Annotated in this window: 17 protein-coding genes and 2 tRNA genes; 10 read left to right on the forward strand and 9 right to left on the reverse strand. The window is 26.6% G+C overall.

What is annotated here, in order from left to right; translation table 11 throughout:
• The first annotated feature begins 13 nt into the window (after positions 1 to 13).
• From CVV26_00065 to CVV26_00075, 3 genes are all read left to right on the forward strand, one after another.
• Positions 14 to 565, forward strand: a complete 552-nt coding sequence (locus CVV26_00065) for a hypothetical protein (GenBank protein ID PKL72654.1) — start codon at positions 14 to 16, stop codon at positions 563 to 565.
• A gap of 362 nt (positions 566 to 927) precedes the next feature.
• The gene (locus CVV26_00070; GenBank protein ID PKL72655.1) at positions 928 to 1,533 is read left to right on the forward strand and encodes a threonylcarbamoyl-AMP synthase; all 606 of its coding nucleotides are present in this window, start codon (positions 928 to 930) and stop codon (positions 1,531 to 1,533) included.
• Positions 1,534 to 1,538: 5 nt separating this feature from the next.
• Positions 1,539 to 3,026, forward strand: coding sequence for a hypothetical protein (locus CVV26_00075; GenBank protein PKL72656.1), 1,488 nt, complete (start codon positions 1,539 to 1,541; stop codon positions 3,024 to 3,026).
• Positions 3,027 to 3,028: 2 nt separating this feature from the next.
• Here CVV26_00075 and CVV26_00080 read toward each other — a convergent pair whose 3' ends face one another.
• Entirely contained in the window at positions 3,029 to 4,048 is a 1,020-nt protein-coding gene (locus tag CVV26_00080) for a methionyl-tRNA formyltransferase (GenBank protein ID PKL72657.1), read from the reverse strand.
• A 46-nt stretch (positions 4,049 to 4,094) separates the two neighbouring features.
• On the reverse strand, positions 4,095 to 4,601 hold the full coding sequence (def, locus tag CVV26_00085) for a peptide deformylase (GenBank protein ID PKL72658.1): 507 nt from the start codon (positions 4,599 to 4,601) through the stop codon (positions 4,095 to 4,097).
• A gap of 146 nt (positions 4,602 to 4,747) precedes the next feature.
• Here def and CVV26_00090 point away from each other — a divergent pair, with 146 nt between their 5' ends.
• From CVV26_00090 to CVV26_00120, 7 genes are all read left to right on the forward strand, one after another.
• The gene (locus tag CVV26_00090) at positions 4,748 to 4,927 is read left to right on the forward strand and encodes a preprotein translocase subunit SecE (GenBank protein PKL72659.1); all 180 of its coding nucleotides are present in this window, start codon (positions 4,748 to 4,750) and stop codon (positions 4,925 to 4,927) included.
• Between the two features lie 33 nt (positions 4,928 to 4,960).
• The gene (locus CVV26_00095) at positions 4,961 to 5,506 is read left to right on the forward strand and encodes a transcription termination/antitermination protein NusG (GenBank protein ID PKL72660.1); all 546 of its coding nucleotides are present in this window, start codon (positions 4,961 to 4,963) and stop codon (positions 5,504 to 5,506) included.
• Between the two features lie 178 nt (positions 5,507 to 5,684).
• Positions 5,685 to 6,086 carry a 30S ribosomal protein S9 gene (locus CVV26_00100; GenBank protein ID PKL72774.1) on the forward strand — a complete coding sequence of 134 codons (402 nt, stop codon included), beginning with the start codon at positions 5,685 to 5,687 and terminating at the stop codon, positions 6,084 to 6,086.
• Between the two features lie 168 nt (positions 6,087 to 6,254).
• A tRNA-Cys gene (locus CVV26_00105) sits at positions 6,255 to 6,326 on the forward strand.
• Between the two features lie 64 nt (positions 6,327 to 6,390).
• Positions 6,391 to 7,767 (forward strand): cysteine--tRNA ligase, encoded by a 1,377-nt coding sequence (locus CVV26_00110; protein ID PKL72661.1) that lies wholly within the window; start codon positions 6,391 to 6,393, stop codon positions 7,765 to 7,767.
• A gap of 66 nt (positions 7,768 to 7,833) precedes the next feature.
• Positions 7,834 to 8,997 (forward strand): hypothetical protein, encoded by a 1,164-nt coding sequence (locus CVV26_00115; protein PKL72662.1) that lies wholly within the window; start codon positions 7,834 to 7,836, stop codon positions 8,995 to 8,997.
• A 159-nt stretch (positions 8,998 to 9,156) separates the two neighbouring features.
• Positions 9,157 to 10,668 carry a hypothetical protein gene (locus tag CVV26_00120; protein ID PKL72663.1) on the forward strand — a complete coding sequence of 504 codons (1,512 nt, stop codon included), beginning with the start codon at positions 9,157 to 9,159 and terminating at the stop codon, positions 10,666 to 10,668.
• A 120-nt stretch (positions 10,669 to 10,788) separates the two neighbouring features.
• On the opposite strand, the gene CVV26_00125 is transcribed toward CVV26_00120, so the two are convergent.
• The 7 genes from CVV26_00125 to CVV26_00155 all read right to left on the reverse strand — a co-directional run bounded on the left by CVV26_00125 (position 10,789) and on the right by CVV26_00155 (position 17,354).
• A tRNA-Gln gene (locus CVV26_00125) sits at positions 10,789 to 10,862 on the reverse strand.
• A 77-nt stretch (positions 10,863 to 10,939) separates the two neighbouring features.
• On the reverse strand, positions 10,940 to 12,535 hold the full coding sequence (locus tag CVV26_00130) for a hypothetical protein (protein PKL72664.1): 1,596 nt from the start codon (positions 12,533 to 12,535) through the stop codon (positions 10,940 to 10,942).
• Positions 12,536 to 12,548: 13 nt separating this feature from the next.
• The gene (gene rseP, locus CVV26_00135; protein PKL72665.1) at positions 12,549 to 13,658 is read right to left on the reverse strand and encodes an RIP metalloprotease RseP; all 1,110 of its coding nucleotides are present in this window, start codon (positions 13,656 to 13,658) and stop codon (positions 12,549 to 12,551) included.
• 35 nt (positions 13,659 to 13,693) lie between these two features.
• Complete coding sequence (locus CVV26_00140; protein ID PKL72666.1) at positions 13,694 to 14,251, reverse strand: ribosome recycling factor; 558 nt, start codon at positions 14,249 to 14,251, stop codon at positions 13,694 to 13,696.
• 24 nt (positions 14,252 to 14,275) lie between these two features.
• A complete protein-coding gene (locus CVV26_00145; GenBank protein PKL72667.1) occupies positions 14,276 to 15,352 on the reverse strand; it encodes a hypothetical protein in 1,077 nt (358 codons plus the stop codon).
• Positions 15,353 to 15,362: 10 nt separating this feature from the next.
• A complete protein-coding gene (locus CVV26_00150) occupies positions 15,363 to 16,340 on the reverse strand; it encodes a hypothetical protein (protein PKL72668.1) in 978 nt (325 codons plus the stop codon).
• A 6-nt stretch (positions 16,341 to 16,346) separates the two neighbouring features.
• Positions 16,347 to 17,354, reverse strand: coding sequence for a rod shape-determining protein (locus CVV26_00155; GenBank protein ID PKL72669.1), 1,008 nt, complete (start codon positions 17,352 to 17,354; stop codon positions 16,347 to 16,349).
• Between the last annotated feature and the right edge of the window lie 210 nt (positions 17,355 to 17,564).

A 17,564-nucleotide genomic window follows, 5' to 3' on the forward strand; every position in this document is an offset into this window, starting at 1 on the left:
AGGAACTGGGACCGTGATACCTGATCCAGGAACTGGGACCGTGATACCTGATCCAGGAACTGGGACCGTGATACCTGATCCAGGAACTGGGACCGTGATGGTGGCCCCAACCGCTGGGACTGTGGGGACAGTGGTCACTATTAGTGGTACAGGCTACGGGGCAAATGATAATATCACCATAGCGTTTGGAACAAATGATAATATTCAGCAGGCAGTGGCCGATGAATATGGATCATTTACCACATCGTTTACAGTTGATACCCAAGCCTATGGCACAACAACCATTACTGTTAGTGGTGTGGGTGTGACAGTTTTTGGGCTTTTCACCCTTGAAGAGCCAGTTGACATTGCAACGATAACAATCGTTTGCAATGTTGAAAATTCCGCCGTTTTCTTCGGCGGAGTTGAGAAAGGGTTAATTTTGGGAGGGAGGTTGTCCTTTGGGATAAACTCCCTTCAGAAGATGCTCATTCTGGTTGTAGAACCAGGTGGGCAAGAGAAGAATATTTCTCGGTATGTAATGCCGGGAGAAGGAGGTGAAATAACAATAACTGTAACGTTCTAAAAAGAAAGAGCGTTACACAAGAGGAGGGATAAAAAAATAAACTTTTATCCCTCCTCTAAATACTCACTTTCACTGTGTTAACACAATGGGAAAAATTATAAATTGAAATTATAAATTTTGAATTTTTTTTATTACTTTATTATATATAAAGAAAAACAAAACAAGATAAAATTTGTTTGAAAAATTTTATGTAGGGTCTCAAAATTTTACTTATTTTAACACACTTAACTAGATGTCTAGCTAAAATTTTTAAGATAATGTAAAATATAATTAAATTATAAAATAAAAAAAATCAAAAGATAAGCTCAAGAAACTTTCAAAATTCAAATTTTGATATAATTTTATTAATAATAAAATTTTCAATGACAAAATTTAATGAGTGTTTTTTAAAAAATTCTTCACAAAAAATTGCCTTTTTTTTAAAAGAAGGAATAATTGGTGTTATTCCAACAGATACTATTTATGGCATTTGTGGTTTAGCTTTAAATAAAAAAACAGTTGAAAAAATTTATAAATTAAAAAAAAGAAAACCAACAAAGCCGATGATTATTTTAATTTCTTGTTTAGATGATTTAAAAATTTTTAAAATAAAATTAAAATTGTGGCAAAAAAATTTTTTATTAAAAATTTGGCCAAGTAAAATTAGTATAATTTTAAATTGTCCATTTTTAGAATTTTCTTATCTTCATCGCGGAGCAGAAACATTATGTTTTAGAATTCCAGCAAAAAAACAGCTTATAAAAATTCTTAAAATTTCTGGACCGTTGATTGCTCCCAGCGCTAATTTAGAGGATTTTGCGCCAGCCGAAACAATTTCTCAGGCGAAAAAATATTTTAAAGATAAAGTTTTTTATTATAATGTTGGCGAATTAACTGGCTCGGCTTCAACTTTAATTGATTTAACTAAAAAACCAATTAAAATTCTTCGCAAAGGCGCTGATTTTAAAAGGTTAAATTTAATAGATTAATTTTTATGTTTTCAAAACAAGATTATATTAAATATCGTTTTTTAGAAATTATTCCCGGTGCCTTAACATGGACAACATTTTTTGTGGCAATTATAATTTCTTTTATTCAACCAATCTGGGCTATTTATTTTATTATTGTTTTTGATTTATATTGGTTTTTTAGAATTCTTTATTTTTTGGTTTATGTTTTTATTTCTTGGCGTAGATTTAGAAAAGATATAAAAATTAATTGGTTTAAAAAAGTTCAAATAATTTCTGATTGGGAAAAAATTTTACATTTAATTTTTTTACCTTCTTATAAAGAGGGGATTGAGGTTTTTAAAACTACTTTTGAAAATTTGATAAAAATAAATTATCCTTTAAATAAATTTATAATTATTTTAACTGGCGAAGAAAGAGACAAAGAAAATTTTTTAAAAAATGCGGAAATAATTCAAAAAGAATTTGGAGATAAATTTTATAAACTTTTTGTTTTTGTACACCCAAAAAATTTACATGGTGATTTACCTGGTAAATCGTCAAATATTACTTGGGCTGGGGAAAGAATAAAAGAATACATTGATCAAGAAAAAATTTCTTATGAAAATATTATTGTTTCTTCTTTTGATTTAGACTCATGCCCAAATGTTCAATATTTTTCTTGTTTAACTTATAAATATTTAACTCATCCAAATCCAACTCGTGTTAGTTATCAACCATTAATTTTGTTTCATAATAATATTTGGGATGCTCCAGCCTTGGCAAGAATAGTGGCTAATGGAGCTTCTTTTTGGTTATTAACTGAATTAGTTAAACATGAAAAATTGATTACTTTTTCTTCGCATAGTATGAGTTTTAAGGCCTTAGTTGATGTTGGATTTTGGCAAAGAGATATGGTTTCAGAAGATTCAAGAATATATTTACAAGCCATAGCTCATTATCATGGGGATTATTCAATTGTTCCAATATATATTCCGATTTCTATGGATGCAGTTTTAGGAAAAACATTTTGGCGAAGCATGATTGGCATTTATAAACAACAGCAACGTTGGGCATATGGTATTGAAAATTTTCCATTTATGGTTTGGTATTTTAAAAAAAATCAAGTTCCTTTTTTAAAAAGAATTCATTTTTATTATAATCAATTAGAGGGCGGTTTTTTTTGGGCAGTAGCGCCGATTTTAATTTTTATTTTGGGTTGGTTGCCTTTATTTGTTGCTAGTCATAGAGGGATTGGATCTGCTATTATACAGATGGCGCCTCATATTTTAGAAATAATAATGAATGCTTGTATGGTTGGGATTTTTACATTATGTGTTTTAAGCACAATAATTCTTCCTGCTTGTCCACAAAGATATAAAAAAACAAAATGGTTATTAATGATTTTACAATGGGTTCTTTTACCAATCACTTTAATTATTTTTAGCGCCATTCCAGCTATTGACGCTCAAACTCGGTTAATGTTAGGAAGATATTTGGGTTATAATGTAACAGAAAAAGCGAGAAAAAAATAAAATTAGATAGAATGTCCTTTTAAAAATTCTTGAGAAGACATCTTTTTTTTCCCTTCAATTTGCAATTCTTCAATAACCAAAATTCCTTGACCACATTGTATAGCCAATTGTTTATTTTCTGTTAAAAAAAAATTATCTGGTTGTAAATTACAATGGTTCAACCTTTGTATAATTTTTACTTGAAAAATTTTTAACTTTTTATCTTTAAATTTTGTAAAACTTCCCGGCCACGGAGAAAAGGCGCGAATTTGTCTTTCAATTTCTTGAGCCGACTTTGTCCAATCAATTTTTCCATATTCTTTTTTTAAAATTTTTGTATAACTCGCATTTGATTCATTTTGTTTTTTTAATGATGAATTTAGAGAAATAAATAAGGGATTAATAAAATCAATTTGTTTAATGGTTAAATTTTTTTGATGTTCTTTTTTCCAAAACTTTATTATTTTTTTTACTTCTTGAATATATTTTGGTAAAGTTTTTATTAATAAATCAGCGCCTAAATGCGCTAATTTATCATGTAAAATTTGACTAGTGTCATTATTTTGTATTTTAATTTTTGTGTTGGATATTATTTTTCCGGTGTCCATTTTTTCATCCATCAATATAATTGTTATTCCAGTTTCTTTGTCGTTATTTAAAATTGCAGATTGGATAGGTGAGGCTCCGCGATATTTTGGAAGCAAAGAAGCGTGAATATTTAAACAACCGAATTTTGGAATTTCTAAAATTTCTTTTGGTAAAATTTGTCCGTAAGAAGCAACAATAATTAAATCTGGTTGCATTTTTTTTATTAATTCTATATTTTTTTGATCTTTAATATTTTCTGGCTGAAAAATTGGAATTTTATATTTCAAGGCCATTTGTTTTACTGGCGAAGCCTGTAATTTTTGTTGTCTACCTACTGGCTTATCCGGTTGAGTAATAATATTAATATTTACGGGGTTGAACCCCGTACAATTTATAATAAGAAATTTTAAAATTGGCACAGCAAAATCAGACGTGCCAATGAAAATAATGTTCATAAATTTAAAATTTATAATTTCTTAACTTTTCTTTAATTTAAAATTTCTAAATAGTTTTGTCAATAAATAAAATTCCATTCAAATGATCTACTTCATGTTGAATAATTCGAGCGAGCAAATTTTCGGCTTTAAAACTTATTTTTTCTCCATTTTTATCCAATGTTTTAATTGTAATTTTTTTTGATCTTTTTACTAAACCAAAAATTAAATTAGAATTTTTATAAATCGAGAGGCATCCTTCTTTTTCAATTTCTTTTTTCCAAGATTTATTGATAATTTTAGGATTAATTAAAATTAAAATTTTACAATTTTTATTGTAATAAGTATTACAAAATGCATTATCATTTATTTCATCGTAATTGCGAACCAAAATTAATTTTATACTTTTTCCAATTTGTGGAGCAGCCAAACCGGCTCCTTTTACTTTTTCTAAAGTTTCAACCATTTGTTTAATTAATTCTTGAGTTTTCTTTTTTAAAATATCTTTTTTTTTAATTTTTTTTGATTTTAGTCTTAAAATAGGATTGGGATATTTAATAATTTCAAGAGACATAAAAGAAGGTTTAGTAAAATAAATTAAAAATTAAATTTGACTTTTTTATATTTAAATAGTAACATAAATACTAGATGTTGACAATTTATGGTTGACATTCTTTTAAATTAAAATTATTCTATAAATATAAAATAATTTTGTAATTTATGAATAAACTTATTCAATATTTTAAAGATTCAAAAATTGAATTAAAAAAAGTTACTTGGCCAACCAAACAAGAGACAATCAATCATACATTGATTGTTATTGGAATTAGTATTGCTATGGCTATTTTTTTAGGGATTATTGATTATTTTTTAACTATAGGCATAGAAAAATTACTTTAAAAATTAATTTTTTTATTCTTTTAATTATTTATTATGCCAAAACAAGTGTCACACGAAGGACGTCAATGGTATGTATTACATACTTATTCGGGATATGAAGAAAAAGTTGCTTCTAATCTTAAACAAAGAATAGAATCAATGAGCATGGAAGATAAAATTTTTAATATTTTAATTCCAACTGAAAAGAAAATAAAATTTAAGGGTGGGAAAAGAAAAACGATAATAGAAAAAATTTTTCCGGGATATGTTTTAATAGAGATGATTGTTACTGATGATTCGTGGTATGTTGTTAGAAATACTCCGTCAGTAACAGGATTTATTGGCACAGGAGTTACGCCTACACCTATTTCAGAAGAAGAAATAAGGTCTTTGCAAAAACGAATGAAAATAGAAGAGCCAAAATATAAAATTGATGTTAATGTAGATACATTAGTAAAAATTGTAGACGGACCATTTAAAAATTTTGAAGGTAAAGTTATAGAAATAGATGAAGCTCGTGGGAGAATAAAAGTTTCAATTTCTGTTTTTGGACGAGAAACTCCTGTAGAGTTAGATTTTTTGCAAATTAAAAAAATGTAAATTTTATGCTATATCCGATTAATAGCATAAATCTTGACATATTTCTATTTTAAAATAGAATTAAGATAGTTATTTTTATTTCAATAAATTAAATAAAATTATGGCCTTAAAAAAAGATACAATAAAAAAAGAAGAAGTAAAAAAAGAAGATGCTTCTATTCAAGAAGGAGTTTTTTCAATTTTTGAAAATCGAAAATATATTTATGCTATAGGTAGAAGAAAAAGAGCAATAGCGCAAGTACGATATTACGAAAAAGGAACAGGGAAAATTATAGTTAATAATCAAGATTTTACAAAATATTTTCCATATTTTGTTTGGCAGAAAAATATAACAGATCCATTAACAAAAACTGGAAAGATTGATAAAAGTGATATTTCTGTTTTAGTTAAAGGTGGTGGGAAAAATGGACAATCAGAAAGCATTAGACATGGTTTGTCTCGTATTTTAGTAAAAATTGAACAGGAAACTAAACCAATTTTAAGAAAGAGTGGATTTTTAACTCGCGATCCTAGAGAAAAAGAAAGAAAAAAACCAGGTCTTAAAAAAGCTCGTCGCGCTCCGCAGTGGAAAAAGAGATAAATTTTTCATTATGAATTATCAAATTAATCATATTGAATTCGTAAAATGATTATTTAAAGGTAAAAAAATTGTTTGTTGTTATAATTTTTCTAAAAAGAGGTTGTATTAAATTAAAAAAATATTAAAATATAATAAAACCTCTTTTAAAAAAGAGGTTTTTTATATTCTGGCCTGGTAGCCAAGCAGTAAGGCATTGGTCTGCAAAACCAATACGCGTGGGTGCAATTCCCACCCAGGCCTTAAAAAGTTAAAAGTTAAAAGTTGAAAGTTAAAAGTTGAAAGTTGAAAATTGTATTTATTATTTATGCTTAAAATTTATAACACTTTAACGCGAAAAAAAGAGGAGTTTAAATCAATTAAAAAAAACGAAATTGGACTTTATACCTGCGGTCCAACTGTTTATAATTTTGCTCATATTGGTAATTTGCGAACATATATTTTTGAGGATATTTTAAATCGTGTTTTACTTTATAATCATTATAAAGTAAAACATGTAATGAATATAACTGATGTTGGGCATTTAACAGGGGATCAAGATATGGGGGAAGATAAATTAGAAAAAGGAGCAAAAAAAGAAAATAAAACAGTTTGGGAAATTGTGGAATTTTATACTAAGGCATTTAAAGATGATTTAAAATTATTAAATATATTAGAACCTCATATTTGGTGTAAAGCGACTGATTACATAAAAGAGCAAATTGATTTAATTAAAATTTTAGAAAAAAAAGGTTATACATATAAGACAAGCGATGGTATTTATTATGATACTTCAAAATTTAAAGATTATAATAAATTAAGTCATCTTGATTTAGAAACTTTGCAAGAAGGCGCGCGAGTTGAAAAAAATGAAGAGAAAAAAAATCCGACTGATTTTGCTTTATGGAAATTTTCGCCCAAAGATTCTAAAAGACAGATGGAGTGGAATTCTACTTGGGGAATTGGTTTTCCTGGTTGGCATATAGAATGTTCGGCAATGAGTTTAAAACTTTTAGGCGATCAACTTGATATTCATTGTGGCGGGATGGATCATATTAATATTCATCATACAAATGAAATTGCTCAGTCTGAAGTAGCTACTGGGAAAAAGTTTTTTAATTATTGGATACATGGAGCTTTTTTAAATATTGCTGAAGGGAAAAAAATGGCAAAAAGCAAAGAGAATTTTCTTACATTAGAAAACGCTTTTATTAAACAAAATATTAACCCCTTGGTTTATAGGTTTTCAGTTTTACAAACGCATTATAGAAAGCCAATGGAATATAGCCAAAATGGAGCGGAAAATGCTCAAAATGGGTTAGAGCATTTATATAATCAAATAAAAAAATTAGGCAAAGACATCGGCGATATTGATCATAATTTTAAAGAGAAATTTTTAAAAGCAGTAAATAATGATTTAAATATGCCACAAGCATTGAGCGTGGTTCAAGAATTATTAAAATCAGATATAGCTAACCAAGATAAATTAAAAACTATTTTAGATTTTGATAAGGTTTTGGGATTAAATTTGGGGAAAATAAAAATAAATAAAATTCCAAAAGAAATTTTAGATTTAGTTTCTCAACGAGAAAAGGCTCGTAAGAAAAAAAATTGGCAAAAATCTGATGAAATTCGTCAAGAAATTGAAAAATTGGGTTATCAAGTTGAAGACACAAAACAAGGTTCAAAAATAAATAGCATTTAAAAAAAGAAATTGTTAAAATTTAATAATTAATTTCTTTAGCGTTTTAATAAACCTAGAGCCTATTTTATGAAAAAAATAATTGCCTTATCTATTATATTTTTTTGTTTTTTATTATTTCCATTTTCTTTTTCGCAAGCAATTGTCCAAAAAACAGGAGAAAGTATTCGTCTTAATTCAAATGAAATTATTGATGATGATTTTATTGCTTTCGGACAAAATATAGAAATTAATGGATTAATTAAGGGTGATCTTTTTGTTTTTGCCAAAAATATTACCATCAATGGAAATATTGAAGGAGATGTTATTGGTTTTACTCAACAAATTACAATTAATGGAAATGTAAATGGGAATATTAGAATTTTAGGAGAAACTATAAATTTTAATAATCAAATAGATAAAAATGTTAATGTTTTGGGACAAAATATTATTTTTTCTGAGAAAAGTAAGATTAAAAAAAATTTATTAATTTTGGGAGAAAGCATTGATGTAAATGGAAAAATTGATGGCAATATTTTTGGCAATGGGAAAAAAATTTCTTTGGCCGGAGAAAATAATAAAAATGTTTATTTAAATACAACAGCTCTTGTTTTACAACCTAAAACAATTATTAATGGAAATTTAGATTATGTTGCGTCTCAAAAAGCGGAAATAAAATCTGGCGCTCAAATTTTAGGAAAAACTTTGTATAAAATTCCATCCTTTGAAAAACAAGAAAAAAAATATACTATTGCTTTTTTCTTTTGGAAATTAGTTTCTTTGTTTGGGTTTTTAATTATTGGTTTAATTTTTATTTCTTTATTTCCTAAGAAAACATTGGAAATAATTAATCAAATTAAAAAAACGCCATGGAAAAATTTAGGCTATGGAATAATTTGTTTTATTGTTGTGCCGATAATCGCGCTTTTTTTAATTGCTATGCTCATTGGAATTCCATTGGCTTTTATTGGAATGTGTTTATATTTCATCTTTTTATATTTAGCTCAACTTTTTGTTGGTTTAACAATTGGCGTAGAAATAGATAAAAAAATTAGAAAACCAAAAGAGATCGTTTTGCCAGCTGGCGAACAAGAACAAAAAAATAATTTAATTTGGCCAATGATTTTAGGAATGATTATTTTAATAATTTTATTTAACATTCCTTATTTAGGTTGGGCTTTTAAATTAATAGTTATTTGTATGGGATTGGGAGGAATGATAGGGATAGTTAAAAGTTCAAAGTGTAAAGTGTAAAGTTAAAGAAATTTTAAATTTTTCTGTTATCTTAATCGAGGTTATATTTTGGTTTTGACACTCAAATATAACAATAATTCTTTGCGCGAGAGACCTGTTGAAGACAGTCTTCAACAGGTCAACATTTTTTTGCTTATTTTATTTTCTAAAGTTTTTTTTATGAAAAATCAAATGAAAGTTTTATTTGTAGGAGGGGAGTTGACGCCTATTGCTAAAGTAGGCGGATTAGCTGATGTTATTGGTGCTTTACCAAAGGCATTAAAAAAACTCGGAGTGGATGTAAAAATTATTATTCCAAAATACGGAATCATTGACGAAAAAAAATATCCTCTAAAAAAAATTGCTAGTGATATAAAAATTCCTTTTTATAATCAAGAGGAATTAGTTAATGTTTATTCCTGTTTTTTGCCAGACACTCAAAGACAAGTAGAGGTTTATTTGATTGAAAATTTAAAATATTTAAGTGAGGGCGAAATTTATTTTACCATTGACGCTTCTTCATCCGGCGCGCTTAATGAATGTCAACGGTTTGTTTTTTTTACCAAATGCGTTGCGGAAATTTTTTTAAATAACAAAATAGATTGGCAACCAGATATTTTTCATTGTCATGATTGGCACACTGGATTTTTACCCTTATTAATAAAAATTCAATCTGTTAATTTACAAATGAAACAAAAAACTTTATTTACAATTCATAATTTTGCTTATCAAGGTAAATATAATCCTCAAGAAATTTTAAAAATGCTTAATTTAAAAGAACAAGATTGGCCTTGTTTGCGAGAAAGAACAAAAAATCAATTTAAAGATCTCAATGCCGTTCAGCAAGCCATTTTAAACGCAGATTTAATTAATACTGTGAGTCCAACCTACGCGCAAGAAATTTTAACCCCAGAATTTGGTGAAAAATTAGAAAATAATTTACAAAAAAGAAAGGCTAATCTTTCTGGTATTCTTAATGGGATTGATGTGGATTTTTTTAATCCAGCAACAGATTTAACTTTAATAAAAAATTATGGATTAGAAATGCCTAAAGAAAAAATATTAGAAAATAAAAAAGAAAACAAAGAGTATCTTCAAAAAAATTGTAATTTAAAAATTGATTCTAATGTGCCTTTGATTGGTTTAATTTCGCGAGTTGCTGAGCAAAAGGGATTTGATTTAATTATTAAAATTTTTGATAAATTAATGGAATTAGATTTACAATTTGTTTTATTAGGCACGGGCGATCCAAAAATGGAAAAAACATTAGCAGAATTGTCTTTAAAATATCCTGATAAATTTTCTTGTAATCTTAAATTTAATACAAAAGTAGCTCAGCAAATTTATGCTGGTTCGGATATATTTTTAATGCCTTCACATTTTGAACCATGTGGTTTGGGTCAAATGATTGCCATGCGATATGGAACTACACCAATCGTCAGAGCCTGTGGTGGGCTAAAAGATACAGTTGAAAATTATTCATTACAAACTATTCATTATAAATTAGGGATGGGTTTTGTTTTTGAAAAGTATGAAGCAAATGAGATGTTAAATTCAATCAAAGAGGCGTTAGAGATTTATAAAGATAAAAAGGCTTGGCAAGAAATAATTTTTCATAATATGCGACAAGATTTTTCTTGGGAAAACTCAGCTAAAAAATATTTAGAATTATACAAAAAACTCCTAAAATAGGAGTTTTTTTGTTAGAAAAGTTTTAAGGAATTTTATTTTTTTAATTTAATATTAGTTCCAAGAGCTTTTATTAATTGAAAAAATGTTGGAAAAGTTTTATTAAGTTTGCATATTAAAAATTGGCTCGGGGACAGGGATTCGAACCCCGATCTTAAGGACCAGAACCTGACGTCCTACCATTAGACGATCCCCGAAAAAAATAATTATTTATAAATATTTTTACGATCAAGAGAATTTTTATATTAATGTTTCAAGATAATTTAAATATTTATTATTCTACAATTTTTCCATCAAATACATTTAAAATATTATTTAAAAATTTATCTTGATTTTCTTCAAGAAAACCATTTTTTATAGGAAGAATTTCTGTTTTAAGAATAACTTTTTGTTTTAAAATATCTTCTAAAATATTTTCAATTATTTCTTTATTTTTTCTATCATTAATTCTTTCCTGATAAAACTTATGTTCAAATCCAATTTGCAATATATTTTCTTTAAAGGAAAGTAACTCTGTTGTTCTTAAAAAAGTAAAAATAGAATGATTATGTTTTTTAATTTTTTCTAAAATTTTTCCCCATTTTTCTTTAATTTCTTCTAATTTAATTTTAGATTCTTTATTTAAGGTTTCAGATTTCAGATTTTCTGTTTCATTATTTTTTGCTTTTCGCTTTTCGCTTTTCGCTTCATTGTTTTCTGGGCGTACGCAAGGGTATGCCCTTACAAAATTGTTTTTTTGTTCCATTGTTTTATTGTTTTCTTGTTCTATTATTTCATCATTTTCTATAATTTCTAAAATAGCTATTTCTAATGGCAATTGAATAATATCTGTTTCGCCTAATTCTTTTTGTGTTTTAATTAAAATTTCAATTGCTTTGCTTAATTTTTTTATATTGATTTTTTCCGTTAATTTTAAAATTTTCTTTTCAATTTCTTTATCCATTTCTTGAGAGAAGTTGTTAAGGTTGAGATCTATTTTTATTAATAAAATTTTTCGCATTATTTCAATACAATCATTAATAAAATATTTTAAATCAATCCCTTGTTCTACTAATTTATTAATTAAAATTAAAGTGGCTTTTTTATTGTTTTCAAAAAGATGTTCTAATAATTCTAAAATTAAATTAAAGTTAGAGTGTGGGAGAATCAATTCGGCTTGTTCAAGATTTATTTCTTTTTCTCCTAAAACTAAAATTTGACCAAGAAGACTTTCGGCATTTCGAAGATATCCTTGGCTTTGATGAGCGATATTTTTTATAATTTGAGGATCAACTTTTATTTTTTCTAAATCACAAATTTTTTCTAATTTTTTTGTAATTTCTAAAAAATTAATTTTTTTAAAATTAAATTGTTGGCAACGAGAAATAATTGTTTCTGGGATTTTGTGAATTTCAGTGGTGGCTAAAATAAAAATAATATGAGCCGGTGGTTCTTCTAAAATTTTTAAAAGAGCGTTAAAAGCGGAAAGAGAAAGCATATGAGCTTCATCAATAATAAAAATTTTATAATTAAGATTATGAGGGATAAAACGGGAATTTTCAATAATATTTTCTCGAACATTATCTACTCCTGTTTGTGAAGCAGCATCAATTTCCATTATATCTAAAGATTTTCCTTCGCTAATTTCATTACAAAAAGTACATTTATTACAAGGTTCTGCATCTTTTTTATTTCTGTTTTTACAATTAATCGCTTTGGCTAAAAGACGAGCGCAAGTGGTTTTTCCTGTTCCTCTAGGCCCAGAAAATAAATAGGCATGATTAATTTGATTAGTTTTAATTTGATTTTCCAAAGTAATTTTAATATGATCTTGACCAACCAAATCTTTAAAAGTTTGTGGTCTATATTTTCGGTAAAGTGTTAAATTCATAATAAATTTTTAATTAAAAAATTCTTAAAAGTGCTTTTAAAATTTTTCCACCAAATTTAACGATATCTTGATAAGTGATGATTATAATTAATAGCATTAATAAAGCGAATCCAATACTATGAGTGATATTTTCTATTTCTTGATTAATTGGTTTTCTTCTAATTTTTTCAATTATTAAAAAAAGTATTCTTCCACCATCTAATGCTGGAAATGGGATAAAATTAATAACTGCTAAATTTAAAGAAAGTAAGGCGGTAAATTGAAGAATGTAAATAAATCCTAAATTAACCATCTGTTTTGTCATTATAACAATTCCAACAGGTCCAGAAATATCTGCTGATAATGTTTGATGAATAATTAAATTTTTAATTAATAAACAAAAGGCTTTAATTATTTCAAAGGTTAAAAAAATGGTTGTTTTGGCTCCTAAATAAATGGATTGATGCCAAGAATATGAAATAATTCCAGTACTAACTAATTGAGTACCTATTATTTTTCCATTGACTTTTTCAGAAAATTCTGGATAAATTTTTTTTTCTAAAAACTTATCTCCTCTTTTAATTTTTATTATGGTTTCTTTTTCAATATTTTTTATATATTTTTGAAATAAAGAAACATCTTCAAATTTTTGTCCATCTACTTCAGAAATAACATCGCCTAATTGAATTCCTGCTTTTTGAGCTGGAGAGTTTTCTAAAACTGACATAATTTGAATTTGTGGCTGATTGATTTTTTTTGCTCCTTTAATAGTTTCTTTATTTAATGCTTGTGGAAAACCAATCATAAATCCAATAGAAAATAATATGAATGCTAAAAAAACATTCATGATTACGCCAGCAGAAATAATGGCTACTTTTTCTGAAATTTTTTTTGAAACAAAACTATCTTTTTCAGAAGGATTGCCACCTTCATCTCCTTTGATTTTACAAAATCCTCCCAAAGGAATCCAATTTAAAGAAAAAAGCGTTCCTGCTTTTTTGATACCAAAAATTCGTGGAGGAAATCCAAAACCAAATTCTTCTACAGTTACACCCATTTTTCGAGCAACAAAAAAATGTCCAAATTCATGGACAAGAACCAATAGCCCTAAAATTACAATAAAAACAATAATAGTTAAAAACATATTTAAGAAATTAAAAATTATAAATTAAAAATTAATTAGATTGTCATTATTTCTTTTTCTTTTTTTATTTCTATTTCTTTAAGTTTTTCATTATATTCTTCAACAACTTTATCTAATTCTTTGAAATAATAAAATTTATCATCTTCTGAAATTTGTTTTTCTTGTTCTTGTTTTTGTATTTCTTTTTTTATTTCATCTCTAATTTGTCGAAAACTTACTCTTGTTTGTTCAAGTTTTTGATGAACTATTTGGACTATTTCTTTTCTTAGTTCTCCTGTCATTGGCGGAATATTTAGTCTAATCATTGTTCCATCTACTGCGCAAGGAAGATTCAGACTAGATATTGAAATCGATTTTTCAATATCTTTTAAAAGATTTTTATCCCATGGTTGAATAATAATTGTTTTTGCGTCAGATATATTAATACTAGCTAATTGTTTTAAAGGCATTTGTCCATCATAAGCCTTAATTATTAAATCTTCAACTAGCGCTGGATTAGCTCGGCCAATTCTTAATTTTTCTAAATCTTTTTCAAAAAAAATAATTGTTTTTTCAAATTCTGGTTTGTGCGATTCAATCAAATTTAGTTCCATAAAAAAATATTAAAAAATTAAAATTTATTTTTCCTTGTTTAAACCTGCATAAATTGTTGCGGGAGTTTTAGGATCTATTAATAAAACTTTTACTGCATTTAAAGTAGGTAATTTTTTAGTGATCCAAGTAATTCCATTATCATTTGTTTTATAAATAGCCCCATTTGTTCCATAATAAATTTCTCTTGAATTTTTAGGATTAACTGCTACAGAATAAATTTTTACAGTTCCAGGCAAAGATAATAATTTAAAATCTTTCCATGTTTTTCCTCCATCATCGGTTTTTATTAATCCATATGTTGTTGCGAGTAAAAATCCTTCTTTTTTGCTTGGATCAAAAGCAATATCAAAAATATTTTTTCCTCCAGCATATTTTTCTAATCCTAAAGTAATGTCTTGCCAATTTTTTCCTTGATCCCCAGATCTAAAAATACCCGCATTTACTGTGGTTACATAAAAAATTCGATTATCATAAGGATTTATTAAAATTTTATTTATCTTATTTTTTGTTTCGTTTTTTTTATTAAAACTTTCTATTGTATTCCAACTTTGTCCTGAATTTAAACTTTGTAAAAGCGCCCCATCGTTTGTTCCTGCATAAATTTTATTAGGATTTTTCCAATCAATTGCTAAAGATGTAATATATCTTTTATCTTGATTTTCAATAAAAATTTCCTGTAATTTTTTTTCTTGATTAAGTAATTTATAGATTTTATTATAATATGCCACATAAATAATATTTTTATTTTTTGGATCAATAGCTATGTCGTTAATTTCCCCTTTTGGAATAAAAATATTATTCCATTCATCTCCTGCATTAAAAGTAACAAATAATCCATTTTCTTTGGTTCCTAAATAGATAATTTTAGAATCATCTAAAGAAAAAAACATTTTTGTTAGATTAATCCTGCTAATATTTTGTTTTTCTTTTTTATTTTGAGATACTAGAGATGTTTTTTGTTCCCAAGTATTTCCAGCATCAGTTGATTTAAAGATTCCTCCGCTTCCATTTCCGTTTTTTTCAAAGTTAACTTTAATACACCCCGTCAAAAATAAAGGAATGAACATTAATAAAATAAAAGTAAGTATTTTTTTAAACATAATTTAGAAATTATAAATTTAAGGTGAAGTTTTCAAAAACTAATTTGGGATTTGCGTTGGTAAATAAATATTCTTTGGATTTTTTTATCTTTTTTAAAATTTGAAGTAATTGATTTTCGTCATAATTTTGAACCAATTCTTTTAGCTCGTTTTCCAAAAAAGAATGAATAATAAATATGTTTAAGGAATTTTTGATTAAAATTAAATCTCTAATTATTAAATCCCATTGAGACAGAATATTTTGTAAAATTTTTATATTTTCTAAAAATTCATTTTTAGTAGATAGGGTTTTTTCAATAATTTGAAATTTCTCATTTAAATTTTTTTGCGGAAAATTAATAAATTCTCGAATTTGTTTTTTATGTTCTTCTAATAAATTTTGATTTTGAAAAAAAGTAATTGCTAAACCAGGTTTATTTATTGAAATTTTTGCTAATTCTAAAGCTTGATTAGCCTCTAAATTAAATTGTTTTTCAAAATAATTGACAATATCTTTTGTTGCAACTGGTAGAAATTTTAAAATTTGTGTTCGAGAAATAATTGTTTTGGGAAGTAAATTTGTATTTTCGGCAATCAAAATAAAAATTGTTTTTGGATTTGGTTCTTCTAAAGATTTAAGAAGACAATTAGCTGCTCCTAAACTTAAAGTTTCGGCTTGATTAATAAGAATAATTTTATATGATCCATGAAAAGAATGTCTAATTAATTTTTCTTGTAAAAAACGAATTTGTTCAATGGTAATATTTTTTTTATCTTTTTCTTTATTTATAAAATAAACATCCGGATGAGTATTTTTTTCTAAATTTAGACAATGGATACATTTTTTGCATTTTTTTTCACATAATATTTCAGATAAAAAATTTTTAGCAATTGTAGTTTTTCCTAAATGCGCTGGACCGCAAAACAAATAAGCATGATTTAATTTATCATTTTTAATGCTTTTTTGCAAGAAATAAATAATTTTTTCATGCCCAATGATTGAATTCATATAATTTTACTTCGTCGCTAAAATGGCTCTTTTGTATGATTCTAAGTTTTCTAAAGCGATGCCTGTGCCACGCACGACACAAAGTAGAGCATCATCGGCAACATAAACTGGCACATCAATAGCGCGAGAAAGAAGTTTATCCATATTTCTTAAAAGAGAACTTCCGCCAGACAAAACAATACCTTTATCAATAACATCTGCGGATAATTCAGGAGGTGTGTCAAAAAGAACAGATTTCACAGCATTAATAATTTCTGTTAATTCATCTTGAATAGCTACTGTTGCATCATCTGAAGTAATTGTTATGGTTTTAGGTAAACCAGAAATTGTATCTCTGCCACGAATTTTCATTTTCAATTTTTCTTCTAAAAATAAAGCTGAACCAATTTGAATTTTAATATTTTCGGTTGTGCGTTCACCAATTGCTAAATTATATTTTTTTCGAGTATATTCAGCAATTGCGCTATCAAATTTATTTCCACCTAATCGTACTGAAGCATTGGTAACAATGCCACCTAAAGAAATAACCGCAATTTCGCTTGTTCCTCCGCCCATATCAACAATCATATGTCCCGAAGCATTGCCAATAGGAATATTTGCGCCAATGGCGGCCGCAATTGGTTCTTTAATAACATACGCTGCTTTTGCCCCACCAATTAATGTAGCGTCAATTACTGCCCGACGTTCAGTAGAAGTAATTCCAGCTGGTACAGCAACCATTACTTCTGGTCTAAAAAAATGAATTCCTCCCAAAGCTTTATTAATAAAATATCGCAACATTGCTTCAGTGGTTCTATAATCAGCAATTACCCCGTCTTTGAGAGGCTTACAAGCAATAATACTATCAGGTGTTCGACCCAACATTTCCTTTGCTTCATCTCCTACAGCTAAAACCTTTTTATCAAAAACAGAAATAGCAACTACAGAAGGCTCATTAATAACAATTCCTTTTCCTGGAACATAAACCAAAGTATTTGCTGTTCCTAAATCAATGCCAATTTTTTTTATAAACATAAGATAGAATTTTTTAAATTTTAAATTTTAAATTATAAAAACGAAAAATATAACTATATATAACATAACTTATTTAATCTATCAAGATAAAAACATTTTAAAATAAATAGATTATTAAAATTTGCTTTGTAATTATGTTTATAGTATAATTTTATTAAGAGATTAGGTTTTAAAAATTTAAAATTGTAAAAATTCTCTCTTAATTTTATT

It is taken from the genome of Candidatus Kuenenbacteria bacterium HGW-Kuenenbacteria-1 (genome assembly GCA_002839745.1).
In the GTDB taxonomy this organism is placed as follows: domain Bacteria; phylum Patescibacteriota; class Patescibacteriia; order UBA2591; family PGYQ01; genus PGYQ01.